This is a genomic window from Priestia sp. 3CA3 (genome assembly GCF_056836725.1).
The window spans coordinates 528661-545369 of the sequence record NZ_JBXENJ010000001.1; the positions used below are offsets into that span (position 1 = coordinate 528661).

Below are 16709 nucleotides of genomic sequence, written 5' to 3' on the forward strand. Positions count from 1 at the left end.
TACGAGGGGGTGGAATGTTGGAAAACAAGTTGATAGACTTTGAAAGCGATGAAACACTTCAATATATATTAGCGAGCGTTATCAAAAGAAAAGAGACGGTTAATAAGCTGAAAGCTAAAGAGAAAAGATGGAAGCTTTTGTTTTTAGCCAGCGTAACGGCTGTTATTAGCTACTTTTTTTTCATATTTCAAAGCGGTTTTTTTACGACGTTTAGCGAATTTTTCTCATTTTTGTTAGGTAACATAGGGCATTTGATGTTTCTATTGCTCACCGTCTCCCTTTATTTTTATACTGTACAGCTGCAGAAAAAAAGCGAGAAAGCGGAAAAGACTTTTCAAGACTTGCGCTGTGAGATTATTAAAAGAAGCAAAGAGCTATGGGCGACGCCTGAAACATGGGAGAACCGAAAAGAAACGTTCCGCTGGATGCAGTCCACTTATGGAATTAATTTATATCATGAAAATAAATAGAATCGCATGAAAAAGCCTCTTTTTACATAGAAGTTTAGTGAAGGGGGTTTTTTTGTGAGAGATTGGTTTAACTTGCTGGCTGCGTGGTTATGCAGTTATTATATCAGCAGTTTAACGGCTGTAGGCTCAAAAGCTTCGTTAACCTATTTACTTATTCAAATGATTTTACATCCGTTAGATGTGTTTGGTATTATAATTTTATTTTTCACGGCTCTTTTTTGTCTGTCGGCGGCAGTTCGTAAAGTGTTTCTGCAAAGTCGGTTGTTTCTAAAAGGCTATAAGGTAAAATGGCATGAATATCTTGTTTCATGTCTATGTGTGATAGGAGTTTTATCGTTAAGCACAGTTGCGCTTTATCAAGTAGTAGGTTTGTTAACAATTGCGACAATTTATGCCCTTTCTTCTTTAACAGAAACACACCGTGTATAAAATGAAAAGAAGGAGAATATATGGTTATTTCTTTAATTATTTTAGCGTTAGGCATAGGCCTGCTGATTTTTATGTTTTCGGAAGCCCATCGTACATATGTAGAAGAAAGAACGATTCATTTATCAACATTTCCCGGAAATCAGCAGCCTTTACGCCTGTTTTTTATATCGGATGTACATAAGCGAACAGTTTCGTCGAAGCTGTTGGAAAAAATACCTGGTGAAGTAGATTTTGTGATCATAGGCGGTGACTTACTAGAAGGAGGAGTACCTTTATTGCGTGCTCGTCAAAATATTCAAAAGCTTAAAACGCTTGGACCGGTCTATTTTGTATGGGGAAATAATGATTACGAAGTAAGTCAAGTGCAATTGAAGCAGATGCTTAAGGATGAGGGAGTTATTACCCTTAAAAACGAGCATGTCTCTGCAGTTTCTAAACATGGTACTACATGCAATTTTGCGGGAGTAGATGATTTATCCGAAGGTGAGATGGATCTAAAGCGAGCTGTTTCTTCCATTGAACCTGACCAGCTTACCATTCTTCTAAGCCACAATCCTGATGTTATCTATTATGTAGATGAAGAATCAAAAGTAGATTTAATTTTGAGCGGACATACACACGGAGGACAGATACGCTTATTTAATTTTGGTATGTATGAATTAGGAGGGCTGAAAGAGAAAAGACAGATTCCTCTTTTTGTTAGTAATGGATATGGTACAACCTCCCTGCCTCTCCGTTTACAAGCTAGAGCACAAACGCATTATATCACTTTAAAAAGGAAAGAATAGCCTTGAACAAACTCTTTACATAGCATATACAAATTTTACACACAGGATAACTTATCCTATAATTCAATTAATAGAAACAGTTCACGAAGAGTAGTTGGAGGTTACGTATGGCTCACGAAGGGAAGTATAATATTAAAGCCATCTCAAATATGGTCGGGATCCAGCCGGGAACTTTGCGTGCATGGGAACGACGCTATCAAATTTTAAATCCTGTCCGCAATGAATCGGGGCATCGGTTATATACAGAGGAAGATTTGCGGAAATTAAAATGGCTCACGGAAAAAGTGAGCGGAGGTTTTACGATTAGTCAAGCGGTTTCGTTATTAGAAACGGAAAGTAGTACAGTAGGAGCGTTTGAAGAAGAAGGAGAAGTAGATTCCCCTCAGAAAATTAGGGATGAGCTGTTAACGATGCTTCTATCTTTTGAAGAAGGAAAAGCACAGGATTTAATTAATCATGCGTTTAGCCTGTATTCGGTAGAAAAAGTGGTTATTGATATTTTGGGTTCTCTACTCGTGACGGTTGGAGATATGTGGGAAAAAGGGCAAATCACAAGTGCTCATGAGCATTATACGACTCAAGTATTAAAAACGCGTATCAGCATGATTTTTTATTCGCTGCCTTCAAATGGCTTATTGCCTAAAGCGATTGCTGTATGTGGGCCTAATGAGACACATGAAGTTGGACTTCTAGTCTTTACGCTATTTTTACGCCGTAAAGGGTTTGAGGTTATTTATTTAGGAAGCAGCATTGAAGATAAAGATGTTGAGCTAATTGTTAAAGAAGTAGACCCAACGTTTTTATTTATGTCATGCACAATGATGGAAAATGCCGAGAAAACACTGAATTTGACGAACCAAATGATAAAGAAATTCCCGCATCTTAAAGTAGGATTAGGCGGTTATGTGTTTGATGGTTTAGATAGCAAAAGAAAAGGCGAGGCTCAGCCGTTTATTTTAGGAAATACAAAAGAAGAGTGGAACAGCTGGCTAACAAAAAAATTAGCAGAAATTGATTGAGAATAGCTTGTCTTTCCTTTCATAAACCTGTAAACTCGTAAGTAAACATCACGAACCGTTTTCCAAAAAATACATATACTGCATTATCGAACCATGTGGTTATGAGTGCAAGCGGGGAGGGACGCTAATGAGGCTTGAACGATTAAACTATAATAAGCTAAAAGTTTTTTTGACCTACGATGATTTAAAAGAAAGAGGGTTAACAAAAGAAGATCTATGGACAGATACATTCAAAGTAAAACAGCTCTTTCGTGAGATGATAGAGCAAGCTTCTCAAGAACTGAACTTTGAACCTACAAATTCTCTTTCGGTAGAAGTTTTTTCACTTCAAGCACAGGGAATGGTTGTATTTGTGACAAAGCAGTATGAAGAAGAAACCAGCTACGGTGAGTTCGATGAAGACGAGTTCGAGGACTTCATTGAAATGCAGGTCATGCTAGATGAAAGCGAAGACATGTTTTTTGAGTTTGATTCATTTGAAGATGTCATTCAGCTGACCAAGCGCATGTCAAACTTTTACGATACGGATAGCGTGCTCTATTCATTCGAAAAACGTTTTTACGTGCTGTTGGATTATCACATGCTGTCACCGGCTGAAGTTGGGAATATGATTGCGGTTTTGGCGGAGTATGGAAATCCCTCTACAATTACAAAGCACCGCGTAAATGAATATGGAAAAATATTAGTAGAAAAGAGAGCTCTGGAGTATATTAACTCTGTCTTTTCTTAACTGTTTAATTGAAATAATTACACCCGTGAAGGATAAAGCACTTTTATTAAAATAAGAGTGGCTGCACTGTCAGCTTGTACAAAGTTGTTGAAAGTGCTCTTTATCACCGGGTGTTTTTTATTTTTTTAAGACGATTAACGCATACTAGGAAAGAGGCAGACTTAAAACATTGTAGCATACCTTGTAAAGTTATTGGAAGCGTTTTCTTAGAAGAACACAAAAAATACTAAAAGTTCGATATTTTCCTTTGCAATGTAAAACTAAGGGTGTATACTATGTCATGAAAGAAGCACCATTCAATTAAAAACGAATAATTTTCGATACATTTTAGGAGGTTTACAGATGGTAGCCGACAAGATGCAAGACAGTAAAAATAGTCAAGAAGAGAAGCATGATGTTTTAAAATCTACACAAACAGTGATACATAAAGCGTTAGAAAAACTAGGCTATCCTGATGAAGTGTATGAACTATTAAAAGAGCCATTACGAATGATGACAGTAAAAATTCCTGTTCGTATGGATGACGGATCAGTTAAGATTTTTACAGGTCACCGAGCGCAGCATAACGATGCAGTTGGTCCTACGAAAGGTGGAATTCGTTTTCACCCAAACGTAACTGAAAAAGAAGTAAAAGCTCTATCTATATGGATGAGTTTAAAATGTGGAATCGTTGACCTTCCTTACGGTGGAGGAAAAGGTGGAATTGTTTGTGATCCTCGAAATATGTCTTTTGGAGAATTAGAGCGTTTAAGCCGCGGATATGTTCGTGCGATTAGCCAAATTGTTGGACCAACAAAGGATATTCCAGCGCCGGATGTGTTTACAAATTCACAAATTATGGCTTGGATGATGGATGAATACAGCCGGATTGATGAATTTAACTCGCCTGGCTTTATTACTGGAAAGCCCCTTGTCTTAGGTGGTTCGCACGGCCGTGAAACAGCGACTGCAAAAGGAGTAACTATTTGTATTCGTGAAGCAGCGAAAAAACGAGGCATTGAATTACAAGGTGCACGGGTAGTAGTACAAGGGTTTGGAAATGCAGGAAGCTTTTTAGCTAAGTTCATGCACGACGCTGGTGCTAAAATTGTAGGGATATCTGATGCATACGGAGCGCTGCATGATCCTAATGGTTTAGACATTGATTATTTATTAGATCGACGCGATAGCTTTGGTACAGTAACGAAATTATTCAATAATACTATCAGCAACAAAGAGCTGCTTGAACTTGACTGTGACATCCTAGTTCCAGCTGCGATTGAAAATCAAATTACAGAAGAAAATGCCCATAACATTCAAGCGAGTATTGTGGTGGAAGCAGCAAATGGACCAACAACTCTTGAAGCAACGCGCATCTTGTCAGAGAGAGGGATTTTATTAGTTCCAGACGTTTTGGCAAGTGCGGGCGGTGTAACAGTCTCTTATTTTGAATGGGTGCAAAATAACCAAGGTTATTATTGGACGGAAGAAGAAGTAGAAGAAAAGCTTGAAAAAGTAATGGTGAAATCATTTAATAACATCTACGAAACTTCTACAACTCGAAAAGTCGACATGCGTCTAGCTGCTTATATGATAGGCGTAAGAAAAATGGCAGAAGGCTCTCGCTTCAGAGGCTGGATTTAAAAACAGAACAGCAGAACAGCAGAACAATTGCGTAAATAGAAAAAATCTCCTATCATTAATGAGGAGATTTTTTTGTTTTACACTGCGTTAAAATAAAAAAAAGGTGCGTTTACAACTGAAGGAGTGACAGGCATGAAGAAAGAAAAAGTAATTATTGTTGGCGGAGGACCATGCGGGCTTTCAGCAGCTATTGAGCTTCAACATACAGGTATTGATGCCCTTGTAATTGAAAAAGGCAATATTGTGAATGCAATTTATAACTATCCGACCCACCAAACGTTTTTTAGTTCAAGTGAAAAACTAGAAATTGGGGATGTCCCTTTTATTACCGAAAATCGTAAGCCTGTGCGCAACCAAGCTCTTGCTTACTACCGAGAAGTGGTGAAGCGCAAGCAAGTTCGAATTCAGCCGTTTGAACGTGTCTTGCAAGTAGACAAACAAGGGGAAAACCAAATTATTGTCACAACATCCAAAGAGACATATGAAGCGGAGAATGTCATTATAGCTACAGGCTATTACGATCATCCTAATTATATGAATGTTCCTGGTGAAGATTTATCAAAGGTATTTCATTATTTCAAAGAAGCGCATCCGTATTTTGATAAAGATGTAGTCGTTATAGGCGGAAAAAACTCTAGCGTCGATGCAGCTCTGGAATTGGTGAAGTGTGATGCAAGGGTGACGGTTATTTATCGTGGCTCAGATTACTCCCCTAGCGTAAAACCTTGGATATTGCCTGAATTTGAAGCGCTGGTTCGAAATGGAACGATTGGGATGCATTTTAACGCTCATGTAACAAAGATAACGGATGAAACGGTAACATATGAGCAGGAAGGGAAAGAATTTACGATTAGTAACGATTTCGTTTTTGCCATGACTGGCTATCACCCTGATCACTCGTTTTTAACAAAAATGGGTGTGGAATTAGATGATGAAACAGGCCGCCCTTCTTTTAACGAAGAGACGATGGAAACAAACGTGGAAGGAATTTATATCGCTGGTGTGATTGCTGCAGGAAACAATGCTAATGAGATTTTTATTGAAAATGGACGTTTTCATGGGAAATCAATCGCTTCTCATATTATCAACAAAAACAACGCATAGGCTTCTATGCGTTGTTTTACTAATGATTAAATAGCTGCTGCAGCTCATCATGATTCGTTGTTACTTGGAGAGCAACCAACAGTTTAATGCGTGCTTTAGGACCATTTAAGCCATTTGAAAAAATAACGCCCATCTCTTTTAACAGCTTGCCACCGCCTTCATACCCATATACATCTTGAGCAATTCCATTAAAACAGCGAGAAACGAGCACGATGGGTATCTTTCGCTTCAAAAGCAATTGAATTCCTGGAATGGTGAGAGGAGGCAGATTTCCTTGACCGAGGGCTTCAATTACAAGTCCGTCAACATTCATTGAAGCCACTGCTTGAAATAAATGGTCGTCCATTCCTGCATAAGCTTTTAATAAAGTGATTTGTTTATCTATTTGATTAACAGGATAAAATTCATGTTCTGTAGGCATGTGGTGAAAAGATACGCCGCGTTTTGTGATTAATCCTATTGGCCCGTACTGAGGGCTTTGAAATGTCGCCACGTTGCTTGTGTGGGTCTTGGTCACATTTTCAGCGGTATGAATTTCATCGTTCATCACAACTAAGACACCTTTTCCTTTTGCCCCGTCACTAATAGCCACCCGAACCGCAGATATAAAATTATAAGGACCGTCTGAACCGATTTCATTGCTTGATCTCATAGCTCCAGTTAAGACAATTGGAATATCTGTATGCACTGTTAAATCTAAAAAATAAGCGGTTTCTTCCAGCGTGTCCGTGCCGTGGGTTAACACGACTGCATCAATTTTGCCTTCATTAATTTTATCGCGTATTTTTTTTGAAAGTATAAGCATTTCCTTAGGAGTAATGTGAGGAGAAGGCAGATGAAATGCTTCTTCTACGATTACATTGGCCATACCTGAAACAGATGATGTTGAGCGGTGAAGCGGGTTTTGAATATCTGGTGCTACCGCTCCAGTTGCCATGTCTTCTTTCATCGAGATTGTGCCGCCGGTGTGAAGAATATAAACAGTTTTCATAGAGAGCTCCTTTCAATTTTTCGTATAAGTATGATACATTTTTTGGTATACTTGTTTAAGGTCTTTGTTAGGCTTTGTAAATCGACAGCAAGTTATGTGAGCATTTACATATAAAGATAAGGACATTATAGACGGAGATTTTCATCCTAAAGATAACATGTTACTATTAAAAAAAATAGAGGAGATGAGGCGCTATTTATGTTGGCGATTGTATCTGCAGGCATTGCGCCAGGATTGGCATTGTTAAGTTTTTTTTATTTGAAAGATGAATATGAAACTGAGCCTATTTCAATGGTATTAAAAACATTTATTTTTGGAGCAATGCTTGTTTTGCCAATTATGTTTATTCAATATGTATTTGGTGAAGAACACGTTTTTCAATCACCTTTTCTTGAAGCATTTTTTACGACAAGCTTTTTAGAAGAATTTTTCAAATGGTTCATTTTATATTTCACGATTTATCAGCATGTGGAATTTGATGAGCATTACGATGGAATTGTTTACGGGGCAGCTGTTTCATTAGGTTTTGCTACCGTTGAAAATATTTTATATTTATTTGCAAATGGTTTAGAATCAGCGCTAGGAAGAGCCATTTTACCCGTATCTAGTCATGCTTTATTCGGCGTCATTATGGGGTATTATTTAGGGAAAGCAAAGTTTTCTGAAGGAAAGGAAAAAACGAAGTGGACGCTGTATTCCGTATTTGCGCCGCTCATTTTACATGGAACATATGATTATATTTTAAAAACAATGGATCATTGGGTATTTATTATTATTCCATTTATGATTTATTTATGGTGGCTGGCATTAAGAAAAGTAAAAAAGGCCAAACAGCCATCGATTGTCTAGGCTCAGCTTGTAAATCTTTTTTGAGAGATTTACAAGCTGAGTTTTTTCATTTCGGTAAATTTTGCGCATCTTGTATAAAAAAACAACCTTTACAAAAAATACTCCTATCATCTTATCAGTTACATACGATGTAGGAGGTTTTGTCATGTTATCATTTCGATGTTTTAAAAAGTATGCATGTCTCATATGCATATGTTCATTTATTGCAGCGTCCGTTGTGAGTCCAAAGGCCGCTCACGCGTTTTCAAATCAAGTCATTCAACACGGAGCAGTTGGAGATGACGTTATTGAGCTGCAGTCGAGACTTCAGTATTTAGGTTATTATAACGGGAAAATTGACGGTGTATTTGGATGGAGCACATACTGGGCACTGCGCAATTTTCAATATGAATTTGGCATTAAAAAGATTGACGGTTTAGCAGGCTGGCAAACAAAGATTAAATTAGCTAACGCAACAAAATATCACGAAAGCTATGTGAAAAATCAAATTAGAAAAGGCAATAAGTTTACGCACTATGGCGGTAAGCCTCTTGATCAGCAGTCTAAAGGAAGCGGTAGCAGTGGAAAAAGCAGCGGGAACAATGGTCAGCAAAAAGCACAAAGCGGATCTTCTCAAGCAAAAAAACCTGCCAGTCAGCCGCAGCGTAATACGTCTAAAGGAAATTCTGAACAACAGAAAGAAAAAGCACAAAAGCCAACAGCGGTGAATGTACCGAGCGGGTTTTCACAAAATGATATTCAGCTCATGGCAAATGCTGTGCATGGTGAAGCACGGGGTGAACCATATAATGGCCAAGTAGCCGTAGCGGCCGTTATTTTAAACCGAGTTAACAGTCCGTCATTTCCAAATACAGTCGCTGGAGTTATTTTTGAACCGCGTGCATTTACTGCCGTAGCAGATGGGCAAATTTGGCTTGAACCCAATCCAACATCTAAAAAAGCGGTTATGGATGCGATTAACGGATGGGATCCTACTGGGAATGCTATTTATTACTTTAATCCGGATACAGCAACAAGCGCATGGATTTGGTCACGTCCTCAAATTAAGCAAATCGGGAAACACATTTTCTGTCGATAAAGAGAGGTGAAGGAAACATGATTCGAACAATTTTAATTGTATTATTAGCTATTGGTGTTGTAGGTGTAGGGTATTGGGGGTACAGCGAACATCAAGAAAAAGATGCTGTGCTGCTTCAAGCGGAGAATACGTATCAACGAGCATTTCATGATTTGTCATATCAGCTAGATTTATTAAATGATAAAATCGGTGGCACGCTTGCCATGAGTTCGAGAGATCAGCTTTCGCCCGCGCTTGCAGAAGTATGGCGTTTAACTTCTGAAGCTCATAACAATGTAGGACAGCTGCCTTTATCGCTTTTACCGTTCAATAAAACAGAAGAGTTTCTTTCAGATGTTGGTGACTTTACGTACAAAGTGGCGGTAAGGGATTTAAGCAAATCTCCCTTAACAGATAAAGAGTATAAAACGTTAAATTCGCTTTATGATCAGTCAGGCGAAATTCAAAATGAAATGCGCCAAGTACAGCATCTAGTCATTGATAATAACTTGCGCTGGATGGATGTTGAGCTAGCTCTAGCCACAAAAGAAAAGCAAGGGGACAATACGATTATTGACGGATTAAAAACCGTTGAAAAAAGTATGGATTCTTTTGCCGAAACAGATTTAGGGGTTATGAATGCAACGAATGAACAGGAAAAAAACGCTTTTCATCAATTAAAAGGTAGAGAAGTTAGTGAAGATGTTGCCAAACAAGTGGCGCGTTCGTTTTTGAATTTAAAAGGAAATGAACAAATTCATATTGTAAAGAGCGGAAAAGATGCCGATTATGAGGTGTACAGCTTAACCATTACAGATCCAAAGACTAAACAAGAGACGTATATGGATATTACCCAAAAAGGTGGATATCCGCTTTGGGTGCTCGAAGATCGAGATATTAAAAAACAAAATATTAGTTTAAACGATGCTATGAACAAAGCGACTAAGTTTTTAAAAGATCATCGTTTTGAAAGCCTAGTGATGGCTGAAAGCGCTCAATACGATAACATGGGAGTCTTTACATTCGTTGAGCAAACGGAAAGTGGAGTTCGGATTTATCCGGATTCAGTTAAAATGAAAATGTCTTTAGAAGATGGATCTGTGATTGGCTTCTCAGCTAAAGACTTCTTATTAAAACATCGTACAAGAGATATTCCAAAACCTAAAATTTCGAAAGAACAGGCAAAAACCAAGCTAAACTCGAATGTAAAAGTGATGGAAGACCGCTTGGCAATTATTACAAATGATTTAAACGAAGAAGTGCTATGCTATGAGTTTTTAGGGACAATTAAAAATGATACGTATCGTATTTTTATCAATGCCGATACGGGTTTTGAAGAGAAAGTCGAAAAACTGCAAAACTCAGAACCTTTATATAATGAAGTATAAAGCTGAGAAATCGGTGTCTATAGACACCGGTTTTTTTGTATTATATAAGTTTTTTTGAGTCTAAATGACTAATTTTTATTTACAAAATAAATATATTTGACTATGTTTAAATAAAGGGAAAAAGTGTATATAGTGGAACTGAAGGAGAGAGAAGATGATAAAAGCGGGAATGAGGTTGACGTTAGAGAGCGGGCACAGAGAGTCTACCTTACAACAAACGTATCGATGTAAGGTAGTTGAGTTTACGGAAGACGTGATTTATATTAGCTATCCGCTAAATGAAGAAACGCAGCGAAGTGCTTTTTTACTAAAAGGTACAAAATTGCTGGCTACGTTTATTGGATATAATCAAAATGTATATACCTTTCCAACTGAAGTAACAGGACGCGAAATAAAAGGCATGCCTGTTGTAAAACTCTTTTACCCGGGCGATAAAAAGTTAAAGTCCATCCAAAGAAGAAATTTTTTCCGTGTGCCGCTTACAGTGAAGGCGGTGATAAAAAGTGAACAAGAACAGCAGGCCGTAATGGAAATCATGACTAAAAACATCAGTGCAGGTGGAGTAGCCGGCTCCTTCCATCATTCGCTGCTTTTTAATGAGAAAGATTCCGTTGTTGTACGATTAAGTCTTCCTAATCGTGAGGGAACTTTGCAGCATCTTGAATTAAAAGGGGAAGTTGTACGAATTACCGCCCCGACTTCCTGTAAAGTAGGTCAGCTATCTATTAAATTTATGGACATGGAAAAACAAACGAAAGAAATGATGATTCGTTATACCTTAAAGCGTCAGCTCGACCTAAGGAGAAAAGGTCTTCTTTAGCGTATAAAAAAAACTTCTCTTTCCTAAACTGTAAGCAAAGGTATCACTTCTTACAAAAGGAGAAAAAGATGAATCGAATAGAACGAATTTTAATTAAATTAGTGGTTATTCAATTTGTGTTTTTAATAATTGCCCAATGTATTTTACTATCTAGCAGTCACAGTACATATTTCTCAAAGGTCATTCAGTATGAGGGAGTTAGCAAAAATAATTTTAATAAAATTATTGAAACATTCGACCAGTAGTCGGACGTATGGTAGAATAACTAGGAAAGAAACATGCAGTGAACACCAGGCAGGAGAAGACCCCCTGCTCTTTTTTTCGTTTATAAACGTTTCATATAAAATGGCTCATTGTATAAAAGATGAAAGTGGTTTGTTCCTGTTTTGAAATTAAGGGAGGCACTTATGAAAAAACAAATTTCAATCGCGATTGACGGCCCTGCAGCTGCTGGGAAAAGTACAGTGGCAAAGATTATAGCAGAAACCTTATCATATATTTATGTTGATACAGGAGCGATGTATCGTGCTCTAACGTATCAAGCGCAGAAAAACCAGGTAGATTTGCAAAATGAAGAAGAGCTATTGCATTTGCTTAACGAAACAGTAATCGATTTAAAACCGTCTGAATCTGGGCAGGTAGTCATTTTAAATGGACAGGATGTTACAAGTGAAATTCGTTCCGCAGAAGTAACCAATTCTGTATCCATCGTCGCGAAACATCGTGCAGTTCGTGAAGAGATGGTAGCGAGACAGCAGGGTCTTGCTAAAGATGGAGGCGTTGTAATGGATGGACGTGATATCGGTACACACGTGCTTCCTCAGGCAGAAGTTAAAATCTTTTTATTAGCGTCTGTGGATGAAAGAGCACAGCGACGCCATGATGAAAACATAAAAAAAGGTTTTGAATCAAATTTAGAGCGTTTAAAAGAAGAAATTGCCCGCAGAGACAAGCTGGATTCTGAGCGTGAAGTAGCACCTCTTAAAAAAGCTGAAGATGCAATTGAAATCGATACAACTTCCTTATCGATTGAAGGAGTTGTAGAAAAAATACTTTCTATTACAAACGAAAGGATTGGATGATTTTGAGCTTTTATATGTTTGCACGTGGCATTGTAAAAGGTATTTTAACACCAGTTTACCGTTATGAAGTAATCGGTGCAGAAAATATCCCTTCAGAAGGCGGAGTTTTGCTTTGTTCAAATCATATTGACAACTTAGATCCGCCTACGGTAGGTGTGACATGTCCAAGGCCTATTTCGTTTATGGCAAAAGCAGAGCTGTTTAAAGCACCTTTTCTGAAGACGGTTCTGCCAAAGTTAGAAACGTTCCCTGTAAAGCGGGGGATGGCAGATCGTGAAGCTTTGCGCCAAGGGTTAAAGATTTTAAAAGAAGGAAAAGTGCTTGGATTGTTTCCAGAAGGAACAAGAAGTAAAGATGGAAAATTAGGAAAAGGAATGGCTGGAGTAGGCTTTTTTGCTTTGCGTTCAAAAGCAGCTGTTGTTCCTTGTGCTGTTATTGGTCCATATAAGCGTTTTGCAAGGTTAAAAGTAGTGTACGGACCGCCAATTCAGATGGATGAACTTCGTGAACGAAAGGCATCAGCCGAGGAAGTAACCGAAGTTATTATGAAAAGCATTGGTGAATTAATTGAAAAATATCAATAGTTTGTAACCTTATGACTTGACAAAAGATTCTATTTATTAGAAGTTAGTAACAAAGAGAGTTTTTTCTATACAGAGCTATATACAATAATGATGAGCTAAAAGAGTGAAGAACTCTTACAAGGGAATACATATTGTAGATGGATATTGGAGGAGGAAAAGACGATGACAGAAGATATGAATCAAGTAGAGGTAACGTCATTAGAAGTAGGAGAAACAGTAAAAGGTACTATTACAAAAGTAGAAGAAAAGCAAGTGTATGTAGATGTGCCTAACAGCAAACTAGACGGTATTATTCCAATTAGTGAATTAGCGAGCTTACATATTGAAAAAGCAGGGGATGTAATCCAAGAAGGTGCCGAAGTCGAAGCGAAAGTAATTAAAGTGGAAGACGATGTGCTTGTGTTATCTAAACGGGCTGTAGATGCTGAAAAAGCATGGGACGGTTTAGAAGCAAAACTTTCTTCAGGTGAAGTGTTTGAAGCGGTAGTCAAAGAAATTGTCAAAGGCGGATTAGTAGTAGATATTGGTGTAAGAGGGTTCATTCCAGCTTCTCTTGTTGAAACTCATTTCGTTGATGATTTCGCAGAATATCAAGATCAAACTCTTACAGTCAAAGTAGTGGAATTAGATAAAGAAAAAAATCGCGTGATCCTTTCGCATCGTGCAGTTGTAGAAGAAGAGCTTGTACAACAAAAAGAAAATGTTCTTGAGTCATTAAAAGAAGGTCAGGTTTTAGAAGGAACCGTTCAGCGCTTAACAGACTTTGGTGCGTTTGTAGATGTAGGCGGAGTAGATGGGCTAGTGCATATCTCTCAGCTTTCACATACGCGTGTAGAAAAGCCTTCAGACGTAGTAGCTGAGGGAGATACTGTGAAAGTCAAAGTATTATCTGTTGACAAATCAACGGGTCGTGTTTCATTATCTATTAAAGATACGTTAGAAGGTCCATGGTCCAACATTTCTACGAAGCTTCGCCAAGGTGATGTAGTAGATGGAACTGTTAAAAGACTTGTATCTTTTGGAGCTTTTGTGGAAGTTCTACCTGGAGTAGAAGGACTTGTACACATTTCTCAAATTTCACATAAGCATATCGGGACACCGCATGAAGTTCTTTCTGAAGGCGAAAAAGTGACGGTAAAAGTACTTGATGTGAATGAACAAGAACGACGCGTTTCGTTAAGCATTCGTGACCTTGAGGAAGAAGAGCAAGAAGATTACGGTGACTATGAATTACAAGAAGAGTCAAAAGGCTTCCAATTAGGTGATATGATTGGGGATCAATTAAAAAAATTAAGATAAGTAATGGTGATGATTTGTGAGCAGAGCAAAACGTAAAATTGATCACATTCATCATGCGATTCAAACGGGACAGCATCGGCTGCACGGGCTAGATGATATTCGCTTCGTTCATAATAGCTTACCAAATACAGGCGTGCACGATGTTCATATTGATACAAAAATTGGCGAACTTTTGTTAAGTTCGCCAATTTTTATAAATGCTATGACGGGTGGAGGCGGACAAGAAACGGAACGGATTAACCGTTCGTTTGCTCAAATTGCTCATCATGGTCAATTAGCAATGGCCGTTGGATCGCAGATGGCTGCGATTAAAGATGAAAAGGAAGAACAATCATACAGAGTAGTGCGTCAAGAAAACCCTAACGGAATTATTTTTGCCAACCTAGGCAGTGAAGCTACAGTTGAACAAGCTAAAAAAGCGGTTGATATGCTTGAAGCAAATGGACTTCAAATTCATTTAAATGTTATACAAGAACTGGTCATGCCAGAGGGAGATCGTGATTTTACCGATGCATTACGTCGTATTGAACGAATTGTCCGAGAAGTAACCGTTCCTGTAATTGTCAAAGAAGTAGGTTTTGGGATGAGCGCTCAAGCAGTGCAAAAACTTAAAGATGTTGGTGTTGAAATCGTTGATATTGGTGGGTACGGTGGTACCAATTTTTCGAAAATCGAAAATGAAAGACGAGCAAAACATTTTCACTTCTTTAATGATTGGGGAATTTCCACAGCAGCTTCTTTAGCGGAAGTATCTCAGCACGTAGAAGGTATATCCATTATTGGTTCAGGAGGTATTCAAACCTCTATGGATGTTGCTAAGTCCATTGCGTTAGGAGCTTCTGCAACGGGAATGGCAGGATATTTTCTATCCATTTTAATGAAGTCTGGTTTAGAAGCAGTCGTAGAAGAGATAGCCGAGCTGCATGAGGAGTTAACGTTTATCATGGCTGCATTAGGAGCAACTTCTATTGCTAAGCTTCAGCAAATGCCTCTAGTTATTACAGGGGATACCCATAGCTGGCTGACTCAGCGAAATGTATCTATAGAAGCATTTAATAACAGATGATAAAAAAGCAAGCAGTTAACTGCTTGCTTTTTTATTTCCTTAGAAGATGAATGATCGCGTTCTCATTTAAAAAAACAAAAAATGTTGGCAGAAGAAGTGACAAAAAGCATGAAATCCCAAACGTTAGCCACTTATAATAAGTTATATAAACAGAAAAATCAGAAAAAGAGGTGGCGTAATGAAAAAGGGACATCCTATATTTACAATTTTTCTTTTCTTTTTAGGCTGGGTTTTCATGTATGCAGATCGTAATATTTTATCTCCAGTTATGGGAGATATCGGTGCGCAGTGGGATCTTAATAAAGCTGAACTTGGGCTAATGTCTACCGTATTTTTTGCAGCGTATGCAGCTATGCAGATTCCAACGGGTTTTTTGGCAGATCGATTTGGTCGCGTTAAGATCTTAGTGGCTGGATACATTTTGTTTGGAGTTGCCACATTCTTTACAGGACTTACGACTACTTTCGGTATGTTCTTGCTCATGCGGGCGCTGACAGGACTTGGAGAAGGAACGTATTATGGTTCACAATACGGAATTTCTTCAAGCATCACGTCTGAACGATACCGAGGTCTAGTGTCTGCGCTCATCAATAGTGGAATGGCTTTTGGTATATCGCTTGGTTTTATCGGTTCTACATACATTACATATACGTTAGAAAAAGACTGGCAGTTTACTTTTTACTTATTTGCTATTCCGACTATAGTAATAGCTATTTTAATAGCTTTCTTTGTAAAAGATAAGCAAAGGGATCAAGAAAAAAATTCGCTAAATAAAGAAACAAAGCAGTCGCTAAAAGTATTATTTACAAAAAATCATATTTTCGTATACATTTTAATCTTCTGCTCTCTTTACGGATTTTTTGGGATGCTGACGTGGCTTCCTTATTATTTGCAGCACTCGCGCGGCTTAGAAGGGTCTCAAACAGGCATCATAGCATCTTTAGTACCGTGGGCGTCTATTCCAGGAGCAATCTTCTTTGGATATATATCGGATCGAATTGCAAATAAAAAAGCATTAATTGTGAGTTTGTCAGTAGCGGGCGCTTTATGTCAATTTTTTATTCCCTATACAGAGAGTTATTCTTGGCTATTAATCGGCTTAATTGTGTACGGTCTGATAGGGAAATTAGCATTAGATCCGATTTTAATTTCGTATATGGCGGATATTACTCCCTCTTCCATGTACTCTAAAGTGTACGGTTTTTTTAACTTCAGCGGCATGCTGTCATCGATCTTTGCACCTTACATTACCGGATATTTTGCAGATAAACTTGGAAGTATGGAATTCGGATTTTATTTGTCAGGAGCACTATTGTTAGTGGGAGGAGTTCTCTTTTTGTTTACAGGAAAGAAAGAACGTTCCTATCCTGTTTCACATCCAGTTTTAAAATAAAAAATGCGCTGACTAAG

At 38.1% G+C, this 16709-nt stretch carries 18 protein-coding genes; 17 read left to right on the forward strand and 1 reads right to left on the reverse strand.

Going from position 1 to position 16709, the window contains the following annotated elements; genetic code table 11:
• Positions 1 to 14: 14 nt before the first annotated feature.
• The 7 genes from AC1VNJ_RS02740 (at position 15) to AC1VNJ_RS02770 (ending at position 6163) form a co-directional block, all read left to right on the forward strand.
• Complete coding sequence (locus AC1VNJ_RS02740) at positions 15 to 470, forward strand: DUF2663 family protein (RefSeq protein ID WP_033579743.1); 456 nt, start codon at positions 15 to 17, stop codon at positions 468 to 470.
• Positions 471 to 524: 54 nt separating this feature from the next.
• Positions 525 to 899 carry a hypothetical protein gene (locus tag AC1VNJ_RS02745; RefSeq protein WP_028411525.1) on the forward strand — a complete coding sequence of 125 codons (375 nt, stop codon included), beginning with the start codon at positions 525 to 527 and terminating at the stop codon, positions 897 to 899.
• 20 nt (positions 900 to 919) lie between these two features.
• A complete protein-coding gene (locus AC1VNJ_RS02750) occupies positions 920 to 1687 on the forward strand; it encodes a metallophosphoesterase (protein WP_028411524.1) in 768 nt (255 codons plus the stop codon).
• Between the two features lie 107 nt (positions 1688 to 1794).
• Positions 1795 to 2706, forward strand: coding sequence for a MerR family transcriptional regulator (locus AC1VNJ_RS02755; RefSeq protein WP_028411523.1), 912 nt, complete (start codon positions 1795 to 1797; stop codon positions 2704 to 2706).
• A gap of 127 nt (positions 2707 to 2833) precedes the next feature.
• Positions 2834 to 3436: a genetic competence negative regulator gene (locus tag AC1VNJ_RS02760; protein WP_025750420.1), complete on the forward strand. Its 603-nt coding sequence runs from the start codon at positions 2834 to 2836 to the stop codon at positions 3434 to 3436.
• A gap of 357 nt (positions 3437 to 3793) precedes the next feature.
• Positions 3794 to 5059, forward strand: coding sequence for a Glu/Leu/Phe/Val family dehydrogenase (locus tag AC1VNJ_RS02765; protein ID WP_370506064.1), 1266 nt, complete (start codon positions 3794 to 3796; stop codon positions 5057 to 5059).
• Between the two features lie 132 nt (positions 5060 to 5191).
• Positions 5192 to 6163: a YpdA family putative bacillithiol disulfide reductase gene (locus tag AC1VNJ_RS02770; RefSeq protein ID WP_482640295.1), complete on the forward strand. Its 972-nt coding sequence runs from the start codon at positions 5192 to 5194 to the stop codon at positions 6161 to 6163.
• A 19-nt stretch (positions 6164 to 6182) separates the two neighbouring features.
• Here the strand turns inward: AC1VNJ_RS02770 and AC1VNJ_RS02775 are convergent, their stop codons facing one another.
• The gene (locus tag AC1VNJ_RS02775; RefSeq protein WP_028411521.1) at positions 6183 to 7154 is read right to left on the reverse strand and encodes an asparaginase; all 972 of its coding nucleotides are present in this window, start codon (positions 7152 to 7154) and stop codon (positions 6183 to 6185) included.
• 198 nt (positions 7155 to 7352) lie between these two features.
• On the opposite strand from AC1VNJ_RS02775, the gene prsW reads away from it, so the two are divergent.
• From prsW to AC1VNJ_RS02825, 10 genes are all read left to right on the forward strand, one after another.
• Entirely contained in the window at positions 7353 to 8003 is a 651-nt protein-coding gene (gene prsW, locus AC1VNJ_RS02780; protein ID WP_028411520.1) for a glutamic-type intramembrane protease PrsW, read from the forward strand.
• 145 nt (positions 8004 to 8148) lie between these two features.
• Positions 8149 to 9081 carry a spore cortex-lytic enzyme gene (sleB, locus tag AC1VNJ_RS02785; protein WP_028411519.1) on the forward strand — a complete coding sequence of 311 codons (933 nt, stop codon included), beginning with the start codon at positions 8149 to 8151 and terminating at the stop codon, positions 9079 to 9081.
• Between the two features lie 17 nt (positions 9082 to 9098).
• The gene (gene ypeB / locus AC1VNJ_RS02790; RefSeq protein ID WP_014458333.1) at positions 9099 to 10448 is read left to right on the forward strand and encodes a germination protein YpeB; all 1350 of its coding nucleotides are present in this window, start codon (positions 9099 to 9101) and stop codon (positions 10446 to 10448) included.
• A 154-nt stretch (positions 10449 to 10602) separates the two neighbouring features.
• Positions 10603 to 11268 (forward strand): flagellar brake protein, encoded by a 666-nt coding sequence (locus AC1VNJ_RS02795; RefSeq protein ID WP_028411518.1) that lies wholly within the window; start codon positions 10603 to 10605, stop codon positions 11266 to 11268.
• 68 nt (positions 11269 to 11336) lie between these two features.
• Positions 11337 to 11513 carry a YpfB family protein gene (locus tag AC1VNJ_RS02800; RefSeq protein ID WP_013059030.1) on the forward strand — a complete coding sequence of 59 codons (177 nt, stop codon included), beginning with the start codon at positions 11337 to 11339 and terminating at the stop codon, positions 11511 to 11513.
• Positions 11514 to 11675: 162 nt separating this feature from the next.
• Positions 11676 to 12350: a (d)CMP kinase gene (gene cmk, locus AC1VNJ_RS02805; RefSeq protein ID WP_034270899.1), complete on the forward strand. Its 675-nt coding sequence runs from the start codon at positions 11676 to 11678 to the stop codon at positions 12348 to 12350.
• A complete protein-coding gene (locus AC1VNJ_RS02810; protein WP_033579748.1) occupies positions 12347 to 12934 on the forward strand; it encodes a lysophospholipid acyltransferase family protein in 588 nt (195 codons plus the stop codon). The genes cmk and AC1VNJ_RS02810 overlap by 4 nt, the downstream gene beginning before the upstream one ends.
• 162 nt (positions 12935 to 13096) lie before the next feature.
• Positions 13097 to 14233: a 30S ribosomal protein S1 gene (rpsA, locus tag AC1VNJ_RS02815; RefSeq protein WP_028410732.1), complete on the forward strand. Its 1137-nt coding sequence runs from the start codon at positions 13097 to 13099 to the stop codon at positions 14231 to 14233.
• Positions 14234 to 14249: 16 nt separating this feature from the next.
• Positions 14250 to 15299, forward strand: a complete 1050-nt coding sequence (gene fni, locus AC1VNJ_RS02820) for a type 2 isopentenyl-diphosphate Delta-isomerase (RefSeq protein WP_098112919.1) — start codon at positions 14250 to 14252, stop codon at positions 15297 to 15299.
• A 178-nt stretch (positions 15300 to 15477) separates the two neighbouring features.
• The gene (locus AC1VNJ_RS02825; RefSeq protein WP_028411514.1) at positions 15478 to 16692 is read left to right on the forward strand and encodes an MFS transporter; all 1215 of its coding nucleotides are present in this window, start codon (positions 15478 to 15480) and stop codon (positions 16690 to 16692) included.
• The last annotated feature ends 17 nt before the right edge of the window (positions 16693 to 16709 follow it).

Coding starts and splice junctions, on each gene's coding strand:
- AC1VNJ_RS02760 (WP_025750420.1), top strand. CDS start 2,834: ATGAGGCTTGAACGATTAAACTATAATAAGCTAAAAGTTTTTTTGACC.
- rpsA (WP_028410732.1), top strand. CDS start 13,097: ATGACAGAAGATATGAATCAAGTAGAGGTAACGTCATTAGAAGTAGGA.
- AC1VNJ_RS02795 (WP_028411518.1), top strand. CDS start 10,603: ATGATAAAAGCGGGAATGAGGTTGACGTTAGAGAGCGGGCACAGAGAG.
- AC1VNJ_RS02775 (WP_028411521.1), bottom strand. CDS start 7,154: ATGAAAACTGTTTATATTCTTCACACCGGCGGCACAATCTCGATGAAA.
- AC1VNJ_RS02755 (WP_028411523.1), top strand. CDS start 1,795: ATGGCTCACGAAGGGAAGTATAATATTAAAGCCATCTCAAATATGGTC.
- AC1VNJ_RS02740 (WP_033579743.1), top strand. CDS start 15: ATGTTGGAAAACAAGTTGATAGACTTTGAAAGCGATGAAACACTTCAA.
- AC1VNJ_RS02800 (WP_013059030.1), top strand. CDS start 11,337: ATGAATCGAATAGAACGAATTTTAATTAAATTAGTGGTTATTCAATTT.
- cmk (WP_034270899.1), top strand. CDS start 11,676: ATGAAAAAACAAATTTCAATCGCGATTGACGGCCCTGCAGCTGCTGGG.
- AC1VNJ_RS02750 (WP_028411524.1), top strand. CDS start 920: ATGGTTATTTCTTTAATTATTTTAGCGTTAGGCATAGGCCTGCTGATT.
- prsW (WP_028411520.1), top strand. CDS start 7,353: ATGTTGGCGATTGTATCTGCAGGCATTGCGCCAGGATTGGCATTGTTA.
- ypeB (WP_014458333.1), top strand. CDS start 9,099: ATGATTCGAACAATTTTAATTGTATTATTAGCTATTGGTGTTGTAGGT.
- AC1VNJ_RS02765 (WP_370506064.1), top strand. CDS start 3,794: ATGCAAGACAGTAAAAATAGTCAAGAAGAGAAGCATGATGTTTTAAAA.
- AC1VNJ_RS02770 (WP_482640295.1), top strand. CDS start 5,192: ATGAAGAAAGAAAAAGTAATTATTGTTGGCGGAGGACCATGCGGGCTT.
- sleB (WP_028411519.1), top strand. CDS start 8,149: ATGTTATCATTTCGATGTTTTAAAAAGTATGCATGTCTCATATGCATA.
- AC1VNJ_RS02825 (WP_028411514.1), top strand. CDS start 15,478: ATGAAAAAGGGACATCCTATATTTACAATTTTTCTTTTCTTTTTAGGC.
- AC1VNJ_RS02810 (WP_033579748.1), top strand. CDS start 12,347: ATGATTTTGAGCTTTTATATGTTTGCACGTGGCATTGTAAAAGGTATT.